This window comes from Vreelandella aquamarina (assembly GCF_020075495.1).
Lineage (GTDB): Bacteria > Pseudomonadota > Gammaproteobacteria > Pseudomonadales > Halomonadaceae > Vreelandella > Vreelandella aquamarina_A.
Genome location: NZ_JABYQT010000001.1, coordinates 193,371 through 208,604, shown reverse-complemented (window position 1 = coordinate 208,604; position 15,234 = coordinate 193,371). Strand labels below are relative to the sequence as shown.

The following is a 15,234-nucleotide window of genomic DNA, read 5'->3' as shown; positions in this document are numbered from 1 at the left end:
AGAGCCACATCGAAAGAGTACATAGGGAGAGCTGAGATGACTGACGAAGAACGCGTACGTCAACTGGCCTACAGCATCTGGGAAGCTGAAGGACGCCCCGAAGGGCAACAGCAACAACACTGGGACAGGGCGCTCAAGATAGCCGCCGCCGAGCAGGCAGCCGGCAACGATGCCGACCTCGAGGAGGTGGGCGACCCCATCGACGAGACTCCCCTTCTCGAAGACGACCTGCCTCTGGAAGAGGACGAACTTGGCATTCAGGAAAATCGCCTGCCCCTGGAAGACCCGGACGGGGATCCTTCCTTCGATGAAGTTCCCTTTCGGGATGACGTGGCGGCGGGGCAGGACGTCCCTGTTCAGGACCGCGGCCACCCGCCTCAGATGCCGACCCCCGAGGCTACGCCCGGCTCGCTGGAACCTCTGCCCGAGGATTCTGCCACGGTTAAGCGCACCCGTCGCCCCCGGCGCGCCAGCGAGCCCGCCTCCGCTGACGATACCCGCAAAACCACGACAAAGCGCAAGACCAGCACGGGCAAGGCCAGTACGAGCAAGGCCAGTACGAGCAAGGCCAGTACGAGCAAGGCTAGTACGAGCAAGGCCCCGGATAGTGACAAGATGAAAGCGGGAGCGGCGAAACGATCCAAGCCGACGTCTGAATAGCGTCAAGTCAAAACGATAGCCCCCAATCGAATGGCCGAACAGCTCAAGGATGAAGGTAATGAATACAAGCCAAGATCGGCGGGACAGCAGCGATTCCGTTGCCCCGGATGAATCACCCAGCGTCATGCGGCGTTCGCGCGTTCATGAAGGCTCCTCGTTCCCCCTCGGCGCCACCTGGGATGGGCTGGGCGTGAATTTTGCGCTCTTCTCGGCGCACGCCACTCGGGTCGAGCTGTGCCTGTTCGACGATACCGGCGAGCACGAGCTCGAACGCATCGAACTGCCCGAATATACCGACGAGGTGTGGCACGGTTATCTGCCGGACGCGCGACCGGGCCAGCTCTACGGTTACCGGGTCCATGGCCCCTACGCCCCCGAACAGGGCCACCGCTTCAATCATCACAAGCTCTTGCTCGACCCTTACGCCAAGCAGATCGTCGGCGAGATCAAATGGGACGAGGCGCTGTTTGGTTACACCATCGGCCATGCCGACGCCGATTTGAGCTTCGACGAGCGCGACAGCGCACCGTTCATGCCGCGCTGCCGGGTGGTCGACCCGGCCTTTACCTGGGGCCGCTCTCAAGGGGTACAGCGCCCCTGGGACCGCACCGTGGTCTACGAGACCCACGTGCGCGGCTATACCATGCGCCACCCCTCGGTGCCCGAGGCGCTGCGCGGCACCTTTGCGGGCCTGATGGTCAACGATGTCGTCGAGTATATTCGCTCGCTGGGGGTGTCGTCGGTCGAGCTTCTGCCCATCCACGCCTTTGTCGATGACCAGCGCCTGCAGGAGCTGGGCCTGCACAACTACTGGGGCTACAACACCCTGGGGTTCTTCGCCCCGCATTCGCCCTATCTTTTCGGCGACAACATCAACGAATTCAAGGAAATGGTCGCGCGTTTCCATGCCGCCGACCTGGAAGTCATCCTGGACGTGGTCTACAACCATACCGCCGAAGGCAACGAGCTCGGCCCGACGCTTTCGCTCAAGGGTATCGACAACGCCTCCTACTACCGGCTGATGCCCGAGGAGCCGCGCTACTACATCGACGATACCGGCACCGGCAACACTTTGAACCTGAGCCACCAGCGTGTGCTGCAGATGGTCACCGATTCGCTGCGCTACTGGGCCACCGAAATGCGCGTCGACGGTTTCCGCTTCGACCTGGCGACCATTCTCGGACGCGAGCCTCACGGGTTCGATGAAGGCGGCGGCTTTCTCGACTCCTGTCGCCAGGACCCGGTGCTTGGCCAGGTCAAGCTGATTGCCGAACCCTGGGACTGCGGCCCCGGCGGCTATCAGGTGGGCGGGTTTCCACCGGGCTGGGCGGAGTGGAACGACCAGTTTCGCGATACCGTGCGCGCTTTCTGGCGGGGCGATGAAGGGCAACTGCCGACGCTTGCCACACGACTCATGGGCTCGGCGGATTTCTTCAATCGCCGCGGTCGACGCCCGTTTGCCTCGGTCAACTTCGTCACCGCCCACGACGGCTACACCCTGTTTGATCTGGTGGCCTACGACGACAAGCACAACGAAGCCAACGGCGAGAACAATCAGGATGGCCACAGCCATAACCTCTCCTGGAACCACGGCGAGGAAGGCCCCAGCGACGACCCCGACATCCAGGCGCTGCGCCTGCGCCAGATCCGCAACCTGATCGCCACCACGCTGTTTTCTCAAGGCACGCCCATGCTGCTGGCCGGCGACGAGCTCCTGCGCACTCAGCAGGGCAACAACAACGCCTACTGCCAGGACAACGAGATCAGCTGGCTGGACTGGAACCTGGATGGTGATGGCCACGCGATGATCGAGTACGTCCGCCGGGTCAATGCGCTGCGGCTACGCTACCCCATCCTGCGCCGGGGGCGCTTTCTCTCCGGTGACTACAACGAGGAGATGGGCCTCAAGGAAGTGACCTGGCTTGCCCCGGACGGCAACGAAATGGATGTCGGGCGCTGGGAAGACCCCGAGGCGCGCACCCTGGGCCTGCTGCTCGATGGCCGCGCCCAGCCTTCGGGCATCCGAAAGGCCGGGGCCGATGACACCCTGCTCTTGATTCTAAATGCCCACCACGATGCGGTGGCCTTCCAGCTACCCGAAGCGCCCAGCGGCAGCGGCTGGCGATGTCGCCTCGACACCAGCCAGACCCTGAAGGATACGTCCTCACCGCGCGCCTTTGGTGAAGAGTACGCCATGGAGGGCCGGTCGCTGGCCCTGCTGGAGTTGGTTCAACAGGCGGATGACAGCGTTTGACCCTCAGCGGCGCAACGACAAGCGCCAGGTTTTGCGTTGCAAGGAGAAGCATGCGATGAGTTCAACTGTCTACCCAGCGCCGGGGACCGACCCGGCGCAAGGCGATATCCAGGCCGCCCTCGAGGCTCCACGTATCGCTATCGAAGCCGTCAGCCCGTCTCTCGACCAGGGGCGCTTCGCGGCCAAGGCGGTGGTCGATGAGCCGGTGCTGGTCAAGGCCACGATCTTCGCCGATGGCCACGATGTACTCGCCGCGGCGATCTGCTGGCAGGATGATGAAGGCCGTGAGCAGCGCGAGCCCATGCAGTTGAGCAAACCGCTCGGTCTCGATGTATGGGAAGGCCACTTCACGCCGCGCCGATTAGGGCGCCACACGTTCGTCATCGACGCCTGGTGGGATGTTTATGCCACCTACCGCTACGAGCTTTCCAAAAAGCATCAGGCGGGCGTGGCGGTGGGGCTCGAACTCGAAGAAGGTCGGCGTCTGATCGAGCGCGCCGCCAGGCGCAGCGAAGGCGCACTGCAGGACGCCTTGCAAGACGTCCATGCGCAGTTTCAAACGACCGAGCAGGAGGCCGAGCGCGTTGCCCTGCTGCTGGATGCCGACACCGCCCGGCTGATGCAGGAGGCGGATACCCGCCCGCACCTGACCCGAAGCGATACCCGCTACCCCCTGGAGGTGGAGCGGCTCAAGGCGCGCTTTGCCAGCTGGTACGAACTGTTCCCCCGTTCGGAAACCGATGACCCCCGCCGTCACGGTACGTTCAAGGACGTTCACCGCCGCCTGCCCATGATTCGTGACATGGGCTTTGACGTTCTCTATTTCCCGCCGATTCATCCGATCGGGCGCGCCCATCGCAAGGGGCCCAACAACAGTCTGGAAGCCGGGCCGAGTGATCCGGGCAGCCCCTACGCCATCGGCAGCGCCGACGGCGGCCACGAGGCCATTCATCCTGAACTCGGCACCCGCGAGGACTTTCGCGAACTGGTGCGTGCGGCAAGCCGGCACGGCCTGGAGATCGCGCTGGATTTCGCCATCCAGTGCTCGCCGGACCACCCGTGGCTCAAGGAGCACCCGGGCTGGTTCTCCTGGCGGCCCGACGGCTCGATTCGCTACGCCGAGAACCCGCCCAAGAAGTATCAGGACATCGTCAACGTCGATTTCTACACCGAGGAGGCCATGCCGGCCCTCTGGTGCGAGCTGCGTGACGTGGTCCAGGGCTGGGTCGATGAAGGCGTGAAGATCTTTCGCGTCGATAATCCGCACACCAAGCCGCTGCCCTTCTGGGAGTGGCTGATTGCCGACATCCGAGCCCGTGACCCCGAGGTGATGTTTCTGGCGGAAGCCTTTACCCGCCCGGCCATGATGCTGCGCCTGGGCAAGCTCGGCTTCAACCAGAGCTACACCTACTTCACCTGGCGCCATACCAAGGCCGAGCTGACCGAATACTTTACCCAGTTGAACGAAGCGCCGCTGCGCGACGGCTACCGTCCCAACTTCTTCGTCAATACGCCGGATATCAACCCCTACTTTCTGCAGTCCTCCGGGCGCCCCGGCTTTCTGCTGCGTGCGGCACTCGCCACCATGGGTTCCGGGCTATGGGGCATGTACTCGGGGTTCGAGCTGTGCGAAGGCGCCCCGGTGCCGGGCAAGGAGGAGTATCTCGACTCTGAAAAATACGAGATTCGCCCTCGGGACTATCGTACGCCCGGCAATATCGTCCACGAGATTACCCAGCTCAACCGGATTCGGCGCGAAAACCCGGCCCTGCATACGCATCTGAACCTCGTCGTCCACCGCGTTCACAACGACCGTGTGCTGCTTTTCAGCAAGCATACCGAAGCGCTGGACAACGTCATTCTGGTGGCCGTCAACCTGGACCCTTTCGAGCCTCAGGAAGGCGCTTTCGAGCTGCCGATGGCGCTTTGGGATCTCACCGACCAGGCGTCACTGCAGGTCGAAGACTTGATGAGCGGCAGGCGCTGGGCCTGGCACGGTAAATGGCAGTCGTTGCGCCTCGACCCCGGCGCGCTGCCGTTCGCCATCTGGCGTCTGCACCCCGCTTTCTGACCGGGCTGGCGGATTATTCGAACGGGGTTCGACGCAACCCCATGTGAGTCAATGTGGACACACCGATGAAAACAGGGAGGGCAAGCCAATGATGGATGCCAGCAGCGAAACGCACGCCGTCGAAGCGATGGATTTCCTCGACGACCCACTCTGGTACAAGGACGCCGTGATCTATCAGGTCCACGTCAAATCGTTCTTTGACGCCAACGACGACGGGATCGGCGATTTCAAGGGCCTGATTCAGAAGCTCGACTATATCGTCAGCCTCGGCGTCAATACGATCTGGCTACTGCCGTTCTACCCGTCACCGCGGCGCGATGACGGCTACGATATCGCCGAATACACCGGCGTCAGCCCCGACTACGGCACCCTGGATGACGCCAAGCGCTTCATTCAGGAGGCGCACCAGCGCGGGCTGCGCGTGATTACCGAGCTGGTCATCAACCATACCTCCGACCAGCACGAGTGGTTTCAGCGCGCCCGTCACGCACCGGCCGGCTCACCGGAGCGGGACTTCTACGTCTGGTCGGACACCGACCAGGCCTACGCCGGCACGCGGATCATCTTTCTGGATACCGAATCCTCCAACTGGACCTGGGATCCGGTGGCCGGCGCCTACTTCTGGCACCGCTTCTACTCCCACCAGCCGGATCTCAACTTCGACAACCCCGTGGTCCTCGACGAGATTCTCAAGGTCATGGAGTACTGGCTGGACATGGGGGTCGATGGCCTGCGCCTGGACGCCATTCCGTACCTGGTCGAGCGCGAAGGCACCAACAACGAAAACCTGCCGGAAACCCACGTGGTGCTCAAGAAGATCCGCGCGGTGCTCGATGAGCGCTACCCGGACCGCATGCTGCTCGCCGAGGCCAACCAGTGGCCCGAGGACACCCGCCCCTACTTCGGCGATGGCGACGAGTGCCACATGGCGTTTCACTTCCCCTTGATGCCACGCATGTACATGGCACTGGCCCAGGAAGATCGCTTTCCGATCACCGATATCCTGCGCCAGACGCCGGAAATTCCCGCCAACTGCCAGTGGGCGATCTTCTTGCGCAACCACGACGAGCTGACCCTCGAGATGGTCACCGACAAGGAGCGCGATTACCTGTGGAACCACTACGCCTCCGACCGCCGGGCGCGCATCAACCTGGGGATTCGCCGCCGCCTGGCACCGCTTCTGGAACGCGACCGGCGGCGTATCGAGCTGCTCAACAGCCTGCTGCTGTCGATGCCGGGCACACCTGTGCTCTATTACGGCGACGAGATCGGCATGGGCGACAACATTTATCTTGGCGACCGCGACGGCGTGCGCACGCCCATGCAGTGGTCGGTGGATCGCAACGGCGGCTTCTCCCGCGCCGACCCGGCAAGCCTTGTGCTGCCGCCGGTGATGGATCCGCTCTACGGCTACCAGACGGTCAACGTCGAGGCCCAGGTGCGCGACGCCCATTCGCTGTTGAACAACATGCGCCGCCTGCTGGCGGTACGCAGCCAGCACCGCGCCTTCAGTCGCGGCACCCTGCGCCCGCTCTATCCGACCAACCGACACATCCTCGCCTACCTGCGTGAGATGACCCTGGACAACGGCGACACCGAAACCCTGCTGTGCGTGGCCAACGTGGCCAGTACCGCCCAGGCCGTCGAGCTCGATCTTTCCGCCTTTGCAGGCCAGGTGCCGGTGGAAATGGTCGGGGGCAGCGCCTTTCCGCCGGTGGGCCAGTTGAGCTACCTGCTCACCCTTCCGCCCTACGGGTTTTTCTGGTTCCTCTTGGCCCCGGCGACCGCCATGCCCGAGTGGCATACGCCGACCCCCGAGCCGATGCCGGATTTCGTCACCCTGATCATCAAGAAACGCCTAGAGGAAATTTTCCAAGGCGAGTCGAGGCAGCTGCTCGAGCGCGAGACCTTGCCGCACTACCTGACCAAGCGGCGCTGGTTTGCGGCCAAGCAGGCGCGCGTCGAGGAGATCACGCTGCATTCACTGGCAAGTCTCGAGCACAGCGGCCATACCCTGCTGCTTGGCGAACTGGAGATCACCCATGCCCAGGGCCACGAGCGCTATCAATTACCGTTGGCATTTTTGGCCGAGGACGAGCAGAGCAGCCCCCTTGCCCAGCAGCTTGCCATGGCGCGGGTACGCCGCTTCCATGAAGTGGGCTTGCTCACCGATGCGCTGACCCTGGACGCCTTTACCCTGGCCGTGCTTGACGCCCTGCGCCAGGCCACGGTGCTGCCAGGCGCAAGAGGCGCCATCCACTTCACGCCTACCCCCGAGCTCGTCGAGCTGACGCTGCCCGAGCGCCCCGACATTGCCCAGCAGGGCGCGGAGCAGTCCAACAGCTCCGTGGTGATCAACCATCAATTGGTGCTCAAGCTGTTTCGGCGCCTGGAGCCCGGCATTCACCCGGAGGCAGAGATCGGTCGCTATCTGACCGAGCGAGGCTATATCAACACCGCGCCGCTGCTTGGCGAAGTGACCCAGCTCGATGAGCAGGGCACGCCCCAGACCCTGATGATTCTGCAGGGTTTCATCGATAACCAGGGCGATGCCTGGTCGTGGACCCGCACCACGCTCGAGCGCGCGATCCGCGAGGCCCTGGAAGACGAGCAGTCAAACGCCCCCCCGGGCAAGTCGCGCTACGGCGCGTTCGACGAGCTGGAAGCCTTCGCCGCTACCCTGGGCCAAAGGCTTGGCGAGCTGCACATGGTGCTGGCACTGCCCACCGATGACCCGGCGTTTGCAAGCGAAGTGGCCGGCCCTTCCCACACGGCGCACTGGAAAGCACGCGTGCGCCAGCGCGTCGAAGAGGCGCTGGATCTGCTCGAGCGCCACCTGGGTGCCGCGGATGCCGCCGAGCAGGCAATCGCCGACACCGTTCTGGCCCAGCGCGACAAGCTGCTCGCCTCCATCGACTACATGGCGACCCTGGCCGAGGGCAGCCTGATCACGCGTATTCATGGCGATCTGCATTTGGGTCAGGTGCTGGTGGCCCACGACGATGCCTATATCATCGATTTCGAGGGTGAACCGGCACGGCCACTTGATGAGCGCCGCGCCAAGGACAGCCCGCTGCGTGATGTGGCCGGCATGCTGCGCTCCTTCGATTACGCCTACGCCAAGATCGAAGAGGCCCAGGGAGGGCACCATGAGGCAGAGACTTCCCACAAGGGCCATGACGTGGTGGAGCAGTACCTGCTCAGAGGGCGCCAGGTGTTCTTGAATGCCTACTGGCAGGCAACGCAGGAACTTCCCCATGAGTGGAAGAAAGCCAACGGCGCCGCGGCGGCGGTCGACCTGTTCGTGCTCGAAAAGACCGCCTACGAGATCGCCTACGAAGCCGCCAACCGCCCGGCCTGGCTGGGCGTGCCGCTGCGCGGCCTGGCGGCCATCGTCGACCAGCCAAGCCCAGGAGAGTCACATGAATGACATTACCGCTACCCGGCCCGTGCTGGACCGCACCCTATGGCTGAGTGAAGACGACGCCGATGCCCTCATCGAAGGCACCCACCGCGACCCCTTCTCGGTATTGGGTATCCACAGCGATGAACAGGGCGACTACCTGCGCGCCTTTCTGCCCGGCGCCATTGGCGTGGACGTGCTGGACCGTGACGGTAGCGTGCGCTGCTGTTTGACGGGCCTCCAGATTCCCGGCCTGTTTGCGGCAAGGCTGCCCCACGCCGCCCCCTACCAGTTGCACATCCGCTGGCCCCAGGGCGAGCAGATCACCGAAGACCCCTACAGCTTCGGCCTGCTGCTGGGTGAGATGGATCTCTACCTGCTGGGCGAAGGCAATCACCGTAATCTGGGGCACTGCCTGGGCGCCCAGCCCCTGACGGTCGAGGGCGTTCAGGGTGTGCGCTTTGCGGTCTGGGCGCCCAACGCTCGCCGCGTCTCGGTGGTGGGCCATTTCAACAGCTGGGATGGTCGACGCCACGTCATGCGCCTGCGTCACCCGGCCGGGGTGTGGGAGCTGTTCGTTCCCCGCCTTGGCCCGGGCGAGGCGTATCAATACGAGATTCTGGAAGCCCAGGGCACGCTCGGCCGACGCGCAGACCCGGTGGCGCTGGCCACCGAAGCCCCGCCCTCCACCGCCTCGGTGGTCGCCGACACCACACCGTTTACCTGGCATGATGACGAATGGATCGCAACGCGGGCAAAGGCGCACGCCCCCTCTCGCCCCATGAGCATTTATGAAGTACATGCGGCCTCCTGGCGCCGCCACGGCGGCGACCACGGCGAGCTCTACAGCTGGCGGAACCTTGCCGAGCACCTGATTCCCTACGTGCTCGATCTGGGTTTCACCCACGTAGAGCTTCTGCCCATCATGGAGCACCCCTTCGGCGGCTCCTGGGGCTACCAGCCGCTGGGCCAGTTTGCCCCCAGCGCCCGCTTCGGCACACCCGCCGACTTCGCCTACTTCGTCGATGAGTGCCACCGCGCGGGGCTTGGCGTGATTCTTGACTGGGTGCCGGCGCACTTCCCCACCGACCCCCACGGTCTGGCACGCTTTGACGGCACGGCGCTTTACGAGTACGAACACCCTTTCGAGGGGTTTCATCAGGACTGGAACACCTACATCTACAACCTGGGCCGGCGCGAGGTGCACGGCTTCATGCTGGCCTCGGCGCTTTTCTGGCTGAAGCATTTCCATGTCGATGCCCTGCGCGTGGATGCGGTGGCCTCCATGCTCTACCGCAACTACTCGCGCAAGGAAGGCGAGTGGATTCCCAACCGCCACGGCGGCCAGGAAAATCTGGAGGCGATCGATTTTTTGCGCCATCTCAATGACGTGGTCAATGAGGAGGCCCCCGGCACCCTCGTGATTGCCGAGGAGTCCACGGCCTGGCCGGGGGTGACCCAGCCGACCGCAGAAGGCGGGCTGGGGTTTGCCTACAAGTGGAACATGGGCTGGATGCACGACACCCTGACCTACATCGCCAAGGACCCGATCTACCGCTCCCACGCCCACCATGAAATGACCTTTCCCATGGTATACGCGTTCTCGGAGCGCTACGTGCTGCCGATTTCCCACGACGAGGTGGTACACGGCAAGGGCTCGCTGATCGGCAAGATGCCCGGCGACGAATGGCAGCAATTCGCCAACCTGCGCGCCTATCTGGCGCTCATGTGGTCACAGCCGGGCAAGAAGCTTCTGTTCATGGGCGGTGAGTTCGCCCAGTGGCGCGAGTGGAGCCACGACCGCGAACTCGACTGGTCGCTGCTCGATGAGCCCCGTCACGCCGGTATCCACCGGCTTCTTGGGGATCTCAACCGCTGCTACCGGGAACTGCCCGAGCTGCACGAATGCGACAGCGAACCGCAGGGTTTTACCTGGGTAGTGGGCAACGACAACACCAATAGCGTGTTTGCCTGGCTGCGCTGGAGTGCCGCCGGCGAGCCGCTGCTGGTGGTAGCGAACCTCACGCCCATCCCCCGCGAGGGTTACCGCCTCGGCGTACCCCAGGCCGGTCGCTGGGAGGAGCGCTTCAACAGCGACGCCGAGTGCTACGGCGGCTCGAACATGGGCAATCTGGGCCAACTCACCGCCAGGGACGCGCCGCTGCACGGCCAGAGCGCCAGTCTTGAACTGACGCTGCCGCCGCTGGCGGTGCTGCTGCTGCGCCCGGCAAGGGCGCTTTAGGCGCGCGTTTGTTCACTCGAAGCTAGCTAAAAAAGCCCCTGGCGCCTTCGCGCGAGGGGCTTTCTTGTTCTGAAACGGGGAAACCGCGGCCCGAATCACGGTGACAGGTAGCTCTCAAGCTTGCTTTCCAGGTGCATGCGCACCGCCGGCCATTCGGCTTCGATGATCGAATACACGACGGTATCGCGCAGCGAGCCATCACGCATGATCTGGTGACTACGCAAGATGCCGTCCTGCTTGGCGCCCAGGCGCTCGATCGCCGTGCGCGAGGCCTGGTTGAAGAAGTGGGTGCGAAACTCGCAGGCTACCGCGTTCGATGCCTCGAACAGGTTCTGCAGCATAAGATACTTGCACTCGGTGTTCACGGCGGTGCGCCGAACCGACTGCGAATACCACGTATAGCCGAGCATGGCGCGCCGATTGGCAGCATCGACCTGATAAAACCGCGTGGTGCCGACAATGTCACCACTCGCTTTATGGCGGACGGCGTAGGCTACCTCTCCCTTCTTTGCACCCTCCATCGCACTTTCCACATACGCGGCCATATCATCAGGATGAGGTACATTTGCGTACCAGATTTTCCATGCCTCACCTTCGGCAACTGCCTGCTGTAGCGGCTCAATATGCCCTGAATGCAGATGTTCGAGAATAATATGCTGACCTTCCAGCTGCTGTTCAGTAATAAACACGGCCGCTCTCCTGTCGGTAATACGAACGTTTCATCTCATTAGCATCGCATCAATCGTTGGCGCACCGCTACTGTGGCAGGCGCACAAATTCTGCAGGATGACCGCCACGTTTTGTTTACCTCTTCAGAGTCATCGCCGCCTTTGCCAGCGCGCTCTGGCTGTGGCTGATAGGCAGCGACGGCCACGTGTTCGCGCGCCTGATGCAGTCGCTTTTCGATATGGCCAAGGTGAGCGTGGATATCACCCTGGTGCTTTTTGGGCACCATGACGCTGTTCAGCATCGTCATGCTCTTTCTGGTGGCCGGAACGCGGCGTGAAGGTGTACAACGCCTTCATCGAAGGCGCGAAGGAAGACGTGAGCTTTACCGTCACGCTTCTTCGGCGCCATCGGCATTACCCGCATTCGCCACGGCCTGGGCTGCGCGCTGTTCGCCGACGCCGCGGGGGTGATCACGGCGATCGGCGTGTGCTACTGGTTCTTTGGTTGATCGTTTACTGACTAGCTCGTTCGCCGGCCAGGTGATCGCTAAGGGCGTGGAAGAACTCGGTGACCGGGACGATCTCGAAGGCTTCGGCCTTGGGCTGGGCGCCGGTCATGGCGATCACCATGTCGTTGTCCGGGTCGATGAAGATCCACTGGCCAAAGATACCCACTGCCGAGAACGCACCCTCGCCTTCCGGCCACCAGGAGTAACCGTACTCGACCTCTTCACCACCGATCTCGTGAGGCCGCGCCGACTCCGCCACCCAGCCTTCGGGCAGCACGTTGGGCGTGTGGTACTCCTCGAGCACGAACTGGCCAAAGCGGGCGTAGTCGCGCAGCGTGATCAGAAGGCCGCTGCCGCCGATCTCCTGGCCGTCTTCACTGTCGAGCCACCACCTGGCGTCCGTCTCCATGCCGTAGCCTGACCAGATCTTCTCGGACAGGTACTCGGAGGCACTCTTGCCCACCGCCCCGTTGATGATCGCCGAGAGTAGCTGGGTTTCGCCGGTGCTGTAGTTCCACACCGTGCCCGGCTCGGCGGCGCGCTCGAGACTCCCCATGAACTCCAGAAGCGCGCCGGGGCGCTGCTCGAGCTGCACTTCGAGCATCTGGCGACGCTGGGAGCTTTCGTCGGCGTAGGTTTCGTCCCAGGCAACGCCGGAGGCCATGAGCAGGATCTGCTCGACGGTGACATCGTCGTACACGCTGCCCTCGAGCTCGGGCACGTACTTGCTGACGGCGTCATCCAGGCTTTCGATGAAGCCGTCGTTGAGCGCGGCGCCAATGAGCGTCGAGGAGACGGACTTGGCGATCGACATCGACATCCAGGGCGTATCCGCCGTGTTGCCCAGAGCGTACTGCTCGAACACCACGTCGTTGTCGTGCACCGCCATCAGGCCGCTCACCCGGTTGAGTGCCATGAAGTCGTAAATATCGTAGGTCACGCCCTCATGGGTGAGCGAGAAATCCTCGAGCGAGGCCTCGCGCGCGCCGAACGGGTGCGGCTCGGCCGCCGCCTTCACCGTGCGGGTCGGGAACAGCCGGTCGATGTGGCGGGAAAGCTCGACCTGCTCGTCGGGCATCATGCGCCCGCTGTAGAGCTTGCGTACCTCCGCCTGGCTCTGCTCGGAGCTCTGGGCCAGGCTTGCGCCGGAGACGAGGGTCAGGGCGGCGGCAATCGAAGTCAGTCTCATCGAAGTCATGGCATTTCCGGTCAATGAATAGGGGTTCAAGAGGCCCGACGCGCGCGGGCGGCGTGAAGTTTCTTGTAGCTTTCGATCAAACGCTGGTGACGCTCCAGACCCTCGAGCTGCATATTGGTGGGTGTGAGGCCAAAAAAGCGCACCGTGCCCTCCACCGAGCCCACGACCGCGTCCATGGTCTTCTCACCGAACATGCGCTGGAAGTTGGGCAGGTAGTCGTCGATTTCAAGCTCGTCATCGAGGGCAATCTCCAGCGCCGCGTTGACGGCCTGGTAGAACAGGCCGCGCTCGACGGTGTTGTCGTTGTACTGCAAGAACATCTGCACACAGTCCAGCGCTTCTTCATGACGGCCAAGCGCCAGATAGATCAGAAGCTTGAGTTCCAGGATGGTGAGCTGGCCCCAGACGGTGTTCTCGTCGAACTCGATGCCGATCAGGGTGATGATATCGGCGTGGTCGTCCATCTGGCTCTCCTCCAACCGCTCGACCAGATCGAGCAACTGGTCGTCCTCCAGGCGGTGCAGGTTGAGGATATCCGCGCGGTAGTCGAGCGCTTTATTGGTGTTGTCCCAGATCAGGTCCTCGATCGGGTACACCTCGGAGTAGCCCGGCACCAGAATGCGGCACACCGGCGCGCCGAGATCCTCGTGCACGGCCATGTACACCTCGGCGCCGAGCTCCTCGAAAATGCCGAACAGCGTCTCGGCCTCTTCCTCGTTGGTGCCGGAAAAATCCCACTCGCTGAACTCGAAATCCGCCTTGGCGCTGAAGAAACGCCAAGAGACCACGCCGACGGAGTCGATGAAGTGCTCGACGAAGTTGTTGGGCTCGGACACCGTCTGCGAGTTGAAGGTGGGCAGCGGCAAATCGTTCAGGCCTTCGAAGCTTCGCCCCTGCAAGAGTTCGGTCAGGCTTCGCTCCAGCGCCACCTCGAAGCTCGGGTGGGCGCCGAAGGAGGCAAACACGCCCCCGGTGCGCGGGTTCATCAGCGTCACGCACATCACCGGGAACTGACCGCCCATGGAGGCATCCTTCACCAGTACCGGAAAGCCCTGATCTTCCAGCGCCTTGATGCCTTCGACAATGCCCGGGTATTTCGCCAGCACATCCTGCGGCACGTCCGGAAGCGCAAGCTCCTGCTCCAGAATCTCGCGCTTCACCGCCCGCTCGAAGATTTCCGACAGGCACTGCACCTGGGCTTCCACCAGGGTGTTGCCCGCGCTCATGCCGTTGCTCAGGAAAAGATTCTCGATCAGGTTCGAGGGGAAGTAGACCGTCTCGCCGTCGGATTGGCGCACGAACGGCAGGGAAACGATGCCGCGGGCCTCGTTGCCGGAGTTGGTATCGATCAGGTTCGAGCCTGAAAGCTCGCCTTCCGGGTTGTAGATCGCAAGCGTGTGCTCGTCGAGGATTTCCTCGGGCAGCTCATCGTTTGGCCCCGGCTTGAACCACTTCTCGTTGGGGTAGTGCACGAAATCGGCATTCGCGATCTCTTCGCCGAAGAACTGATCGTTGTAAAAGAAGTTGCAGGACAGACGCTCGATGAACTCGCCCAGCGCCGAGCACAGCGCGCTCTCCTTGGTGGCGCCCTTGCCGTTGGTGAAGCACATGGGCGAGGCTGCATCGCGAATGTGCAGCGACCACACGTGGGGCACGATATTGCGCCAGGAGGCGATCTCGATCTTCATGCCGAGGTCCGCGAGAATCCCGCTCATGCGGGCGATGGTCTCCTCCAGCGGCGCATCCTTGCCCTCGATATAGGTTTCGCCACCTTCGGGGGCGCCCATCAGCAGCGCCTGGGCGTCCTCGTCGATGTTCTCGACCACCTCGATCTGAAACTCCGGGCCGGTCTGCACCACCTTCTTGACCGTGCAGCGGTCGATGGAGCGCAGGATGCCCTGGCGATCCTTCTCGGAGATGTCTTCGGGAAGCTCCACCTGGATCTTGAAGATCTGCTTGTAGCGGTCTTCCGGGTCAACGATGTTGTTCTGGGAAAGACGAATGTTCTCGGTCGGGATATTACGCGCGTTGCAGTACACCTTCACGAAGTAGGCTGCGCACATGGCCGACGAGGCCAGAAAGTAGTCGAACGGCCCCGGTGCGGAGCCGTCGCCCTTGTAGCGGATCGGCTGGTCGGAGATGACCGTGAAGTCGTCGAATTTGGCCTCCAGGCGGAGGTTGTCGAGATAGTTGACCTTGATTTCCATAAAGCGGGCATCCGGAGCAATG

8 protein-coding genes are annotated in these 15,234 nt (G+C 63.0%); 5 read left to right on the top strand and 3 right to left on the bottom strand.

Annotation, left to right across the window (positions count from 1 at the left end; translation table 11 throughout):
- Window positions 1-36 precede the first annotated feature (36 nt).
- The 5 genes from HW452_RS00960 to glgB all read left to right on the top strand — a co-directional run bounded on the left by HW452_RS00960 (window position 37) and on the right by glgB (window position 10,630).
- A complete protein-coding gene (locus HW452_RS00960) occupies window positions 37-660 on the top strand; it encodes a DUF2934 domain-containing protein (RefSeq protein ID WP_224104230.1) in 624 nt (207 codons plus the stop codon).
- 58 nt (window positions 661-718) lie between these two features.
- On the top strand, window positions 719-2,914 hold the full coding sequence (glgX, locus tag HW452_RS00955) for a glycogen debranching protein GlgX (protein WP_224104229.1): 2,196 nt from the start codon (window positions 719-721) through the stop codon (window positions 2,912-2,914).
- A gap of 55 nt (window positions 2,915-2,969) precedes the next feature.
- Complete coding sequence (locus HW452_RS00950; protein WP_224104228.1) at window positions 2,970-4,985, top strand: alpha-1,4-glucan--maltose-1-phosphate maltosyltransferase; 2,016 nt, start codon at window positions 2,970-2,972, stop codon at window positions 4,983-4,985.
- Between the two features lie 88 nt (window positions 4,986-5,073).
- On the top strand, window positions 5,074-8,415 hold the full coding sequence (treS, locus tag HW452_RS00945) for a maltose alpha-D-glucosyltransferase (RefSeq protein ID WP_224104227.1): 3,342 nt from the start codon (window positions 5,074-5,076) through the stop codon (window positions 8,413-8,415).
- Window positions 8,408-10,630, top strand: a complete 2,223-nt coding sequence (gene glgB / locus HW452_RS00940; RefSeq protein ID WP_224104226.1) for a 1,4-alpha-glucan branching protein GlgB — start codon at window positions 8,408-8,410, stop codon at window positions 10,628-10,630. Before treS ends, glgB begins: the two co-directional genes overlap by 8 nt.
- A 95-nt stretch (window positions 10,631-10,725) precedes the next feature.
- On the opposite strand, the gene HW452_RS00935 is transcribed toward glgB, so the two are convergent.
- The 3 genes from HW452_RS00935 to HW452_RS00925 form a co-directional block, all read right to left on the bottom strand.
- On the bottom strand, window positions 10,726-11,319 hold the full coding sequence (locus HW452_RS00935; protein ID WP_224104225.1) for a GNAT family N-acetyltransferase: 594 nt from the start codon (window positions 11,317-11,319) through the stop codon (window positions 10,726-10,728).
- 492 nt (window positions 11,320-11,811) lie between these two features.
- Window positions 11,812-13,005 (bottom strand): serine hydrolase domain-containing protein, encoded by a 1,194-nt coding sequence (locus HW452_RS00930; protein WP_224104224.1) that lies wholly within the window; start codon window positions 13,003-13,005, stop codon window positions 11,812-11,814.
- A 26-nt stretch (window positions 13,006-13,031) separates the two neighbouring features.
- On the bottom strand, window positions 13,032-15,212 hold the full coding sequence (locus HW452_RS00925) for an OsmC domain/YcaO domain-containing protein (protein WP_224104223.1): 2,181 nt from the start codon (window positions 15,210-15,212) through the stop codon (window positions 13,032-13,034).
- Between the last annotated feature and the right edge of the window lie 22 nt (window positions 15,213-15,234).